4 protein-coding genes are annotated in these 4,715 nt (G+C 39.2%); 3 read left to right on the forward strand and 1 reads right to left on the reverse strand.

Annotated elements, in window-relative coordinates; translation table 11 throughout:
- The first annotated feature begins 122 nt into the window (after nucleotides 1-122).
- The 3 genes from UYI_RS0117020 to UYI_RS0117030 all read left to right on the forward strand — a co-directional run bounded on the left by UYI_RS0117020 (nucleotide 123) and on the right by UYI_RS0117030 (nucleotide 3,497).
- A complete protein-coding gene (locus UYI_RS0117020) occupies nucleotides 123-1,406 on the forward strand; it encodes an HlyD family efflux transporter periplasmic adaptor subunit (RefSeq protein ID WP_016867849.1) in 1,284 nt (427 codons plus the stop codon).
- 128 nt (nucleotides 1,407-1,534) lie between these two features.
- Nucleotides 1,535-2,692 (forward strand): ABC transporter permease DevC, encoded by a 1,158-nt coding sequence (devC, locus tag UYI_RS0117025; RefSeq protein ID WP_016867850.1) that lies wholly within the window; start codon nucleotides 1,535-1,537, stop codon nucleotides 2,690-2,692.
- A gap of 88 nt (nucleotides 2,693-2,780) precedes the next feature.
- A complete protein-coding gene (locus tag UYI_RS0117030) occupies nucleotides 2,781-3,497 on the forward strand; it encodes a DevA family ABC transporter ATP-binding protein (RefSeq protein WP_016867851.1) in 717 nt (238 codons plus the stop codon).
- 180 nt (nucleotides 3,498-3,677) lie between these two features.
- On the opposite strand, the gene UYI_RS0117035 is transcribed toward UYI_RS0117030, so the two are convergent.
- Nucleotides 3,678-4,469: a hypothetical protein gene (locus UYI_RS0117035; protein WP_026086005.1), complete on the reverse strand. Its 792-nt coding sequence runs from the start codon at nucleotides 4,467-4,469 to the stop codon at nucleotides 3,678-3,680.
- Between the last annotated feature and the right edge of the window lie 246 nt (nucleotides 4,470-4,715).

A 4,715-nucleotide genomic window follows, 5' to 3' on the forward strand; every position in this document is an offset into this window, starting at 1 on the left:
TGTTGGTATTTTGCTGTTTTTGAAAATCTATTTTTAATTCATAAAACTATGCTTCATTCGCTACTTTTTACTTCCTTTAGTATTAGCAGAATCAAATAGAAGGGTAATAGACTATGACGCAGATGACAGAGGAATCAGCATTTAGAGAACAACCTCAGCTTTGGTGGGCGATCGCGATCGCTCTACCAGTCACAGTTGCGGCTGGGTTGCTGACAATGGCCAAAATGGATCAGTTGAAGCAGACGGAACCTGTAGCCAGCGCACCAATTGTCACTACTGTTCATGCTGTGGGACGCATAGAACCGCGAGGAGATGTAGTAAAACTTTCTGCTCCCACAGGTATACAGGGGACTTCGCGAGTTGAACAACTTTTTGTCAAAGAAGGAGAACGTGTTAGAAAAGGTCAAGTAATTGCTATTTTGGATAGCTTTGGCAATAACAAAGCTGTATTGGAAGAAGCCAGAGCAAGAGTCCAAGAAGCGCGTGCTAATTTGGAACAAATTCGAGCAACTTTGCCAAAAGACATCGAAGCTCAAAGAGCAGTTATTGCTCGCTTAAACGCTCAGTTGCGTGGTGAAAGCATCGCTCAACGAGCCTTGATTAACCGTATAGAAGCGGAATTAAGGGGACAAAGGGATGTCTTGGGAGCCAGTATAGCTCGTATTCAAGCTCAACAACGTAACGCCCAAGTTGATGCTCAACGTTATGAGATGTTATACAGAGAAGGCGCAATTTCTCAGCAAGAACGTGACAACAGACGCTTGAGTGCAGTCACAGCTAGTGAACAATTAGCTGAAACCCAAGCCACACGTAGACAAACCATTGCAACTTTACAACAACAAATTGCAGAAGCGAAAGTAAACCGAGATAAAACTATAGCTATTTTGCAACAGCAAATTGATGAAGAAAGAGCTAGATTGCAAAGACTTTTAGATACTCGTCCTACTAATTTGCAAATAGTACAAGCTCAATATGTAAATGCGATCGCTAATCTCAGAAAAGCAGAAGCACAACTACGCTTAAGCTATGTTGAAGCACCGCTAGCCGGAGAAGTTTTAAAAGTTCATACTCAGGCTGGTGAAACAATGGGCGTGGATGGTATCGCTGAAATCGGCAAAACTGATCAGATGGTGGTTGTTGCTGAAGTTTCTGAAGACACAATTGGTAGAGTGCGTCTTGGTCAAGAAGCAACAATACAGAGTGAAAATGGAGCTTTTAGCGGAGAATTAAAGGGAACAGTTACCGAGATAGGTAGAAAAGTTGGTAAGAAAGATGTACTCAATACAGATCCCGCCGCAGATGTAGATGCAAGAGTTGTGGAAGTCAAAATCGCCTTATCTGGTGAAGATAGCGCTAAAGTGGCAGGTTTAACCTATGCCAAGGTAGTTGTGGGGATTAATCTTTGAATTATGAACTATGAATTATAAATGCTCAATTGTAAATTAGGAATTGGGAAATAAAAATCATAAGTTAATTGGTGAATTTGAAATTTAATTGCAATTAGTTTTAGATAAAATGCTTGGAGATAAACATAATGTTTGGCAGCAAAATACCTCTTGCTTGGCTACAATTAAAACGCGAAAAAACGCGCCTCGCTGTAGCTTTGGCAGGAATTGCTTTTGCCGATATTTTGATGTTTATGCAACTCGGATTTCGGGATTCTCTGTATTATAGTAACGTGAGATTTCATAGTAGCTTACAAGGCGATATTGTTTTAATTAATCCCCAATCCAGTGCCTTGCTATCGATGAAGCCCATTTCCCAGAGGCGCTTATATAGAGCTTTAGATTTACAAGCAGTACAATCAGTACATCCTATTTATTTAGACTATACTAGTTGGAAAAATCCTATAACAGGTATCCCTCGCAACTTACTTGTCATTGGTTTTAATCCCCAATCTAACGTATTAAAACTCGAAGGCTTGGAAGAGAATTTAGATAAAATTAAAATGCCGGATGTAGTTTTATATGACAGGTCATCACGCCAAGAGTATGGGCCAGTTGCAGCTAAATTTGCACAAGGTAAACTAGTTACCGCAGAAGTGAGAAGAAGGTTAATCAAGGTAGGAGGATTATTTACCTTAGGAGCGTCCTTTGGTGCAGATGGTAATTTAATTACGAGCGATGTAAACTTTTTACGAATATTTTTTAATCGACAGCCAGGTTTAATTGACATTGGTCTAATTAAACTAAAACCAGGTGCAAATGCAGACGCTGTGGCTAAAGAATTAAGGAATTATTTACCACCTGATGTGAGAGTTTTAACAAAGCAAGAATATATTGATAAAGAGAGAAACTTCTGGGCAAGTAGTACAGCGATCGGCTTTATTTTTACTTTGGGAACAATCATGGGTTTTATTGTTGGAACTGTGATAGTTTACCAAATTCTGTATACAGAGGTTGCAGATCACCTAGTTGAATATGCGACTCTCAAAGCTATTGGCTATGCACAAGAATACTTACTAATTGTGATTCTACAAGAAGCTTTGATTTTGGCAATTTTAGGATATATACCAGGGTTGGCTTTTTCTTTATTTCTTTATCAACAGGCAAGACAAGCAACTTTATTACCAGTTTATATGAGTGCTGCACGAGCCATACAAGTACTGATTTTGACAATCATTATGTGCTTTATCTCAGGTGCGATCGCAGTCAGGAAATTACGATATGCCGACCCAGCAGATATTTTTTAATGGGTAACGGCTAATTGGGAATAACGAACCACTGTACAGACGCGATGTTCCTCGCGTCTCTACAATCACTAACTACTAACTATTGACTATGAAACAAGAACCTGTAATTTCTATTCAAAATCTTAACCATTACTATGGTAAAGGTGCACTCAGAAGACAAATTCTATTTGATATTAATCTAGAAATTTATCCAGGAGAAATCGTATTGATGACTGGCCCTTCAGGGTCAGGAAAAACAACATTACTAAGCTTAATTGGTGGTTTGCGGTCTGTGCAAGAAGGCAGTTTGAAGTTTTTAGGTAAGGAATTATATCTAGCTAGCCAAACAAAATTAGTCAATATTCGACGTAATATTGGTTATATTTTTCAAGCCCATAATTTATTAGAATTCTTAACCGCCAGACAAAACGTTCAAATGGCAGTAGAATTGAACAAACATATATCTCAAAAAGAGGCTATTGCTAAAGCTGAAAGTATACTTAGAGCAGTTGGTTTAGGACAAAGAATTAACTACTATCCAGATAGCTTATCTGGAGGACAAAAACAAAGAATAGCGATCGCTCGTGCTTTGGTCAACAATCCAGCATTAGTCTTAGCAGACGAACCCACAGCAGCCTTAGACAAACAATCAGGACGCGATGTTGTGGAATTAATGCAGCGTCTTGCTAAAGAACAAGGAACATCGATTTTGTTAGTGACTCATGATAACCGAATTTTAGACATTGCTGATCGCATTGTCGAAATGGAAGATGGTATTTTAGTACGTCAATATCAAGGTGCAGTTGTCAAAGGTAAAGTTTATTAACTAATAAGTGGTCAATTGTCAATTGTCATTTGTTATTTGTCATTTGCCATTGGGTAGGAGTAAACGCGCAATTAATCCAAAATCTAAAATCTAAAATCCAAAATTGTATGACTTGGATAGATGCATCCTGAAGGCATGATGAATTCCTATCAAAGCCTGATGTCTGGTTTCATGCAGCTTTTACTTTTTAGGAGTATTTGGCTGGCGGCTAGTGCGGAAAGTCACATTCACACCTTCATTTGACTGTTCTAGAACCAGTAAAGGCGTCGGTTTAGCCTTCTGATCCCAATGCATGTAAGCAACTCGCCCTTGAATGGTAGGTTGCCAGTTATCATCCTCGTCTGCGGGGCCGAGATAAGTTTCAATACAGTCTATAATCTGGCTGATTGTGGCTGAGGTTGCCTGTGTTGGTAACTTCATGAGGCGAATTTGAATGCGAAACAGCACTCGCTTAGTAATGTTTGGTGGAGTACCAGTCTCATACTCAACATCAAAGATTTCATCGACTTGGCGTCCTGTACTGCTGGCAATTCCCACTACTCCTTGTTGGGCTTGATTCGGTCGTAGTGCTTGAGAAATCTTATCTTTAACTTTGATTTTAATTTGATTGAGGATCGCAAAATGAAAAACCTCTTCTGACATCCGCATTCGCAGATAATCTAGGTTAAATTCCCGTGAGTTAATCAAGTCAGGATTAGTTTCCATTTTGCGAATCGTATCCAAAGCGAGTTTAAACTTTTTGTCTAGTTCTCGCGTGCGGAATTTTTCAAACTTAAGCTTTTTCTGTAGCTGATTCATTTGAATTTTGCCATAGACAATTAAAGCAATCACAACTAGGGCTAATCCTCCACAGGTAGCCACTAATAATGGCGGTGTTTGTGGATCGCTAGTGGCTGCTTGTTGAGATTGAGATATCTTCTTAGTTTTTATCCCAGGGGATGGAGATTGGGCAATAAACATAGAACTTGTCATGGTAAGCAAACATTAATACTGGACTCCTGATGATAGGATGCCCAAATCTTGGATGTCATTTTGCGGTATTGATGGTATTTTTTATTGGATAGTGGTTAGTGGTTAGTGGTTAGTGGTTAGTAGTTGTTTAATACTTACTCCTCGCACTCCTCACACTCCACCCTGCCTTATTGCCTGTTGCCTGCCTCCACGAATGAATTTAATTTTGCCTAACCACTTATATGTGTTGTTAGAAGTAAAAAAATG

Source organism: Fischerella muscicola PCC 7414, from assembly GCF_000317205.1.
GTDB lineage: Bacteria > Cyanobacteriota > Cyanobacteriia > Cyanobacteriales > Nostocaceae > Fischerella > Fischerella muscicola.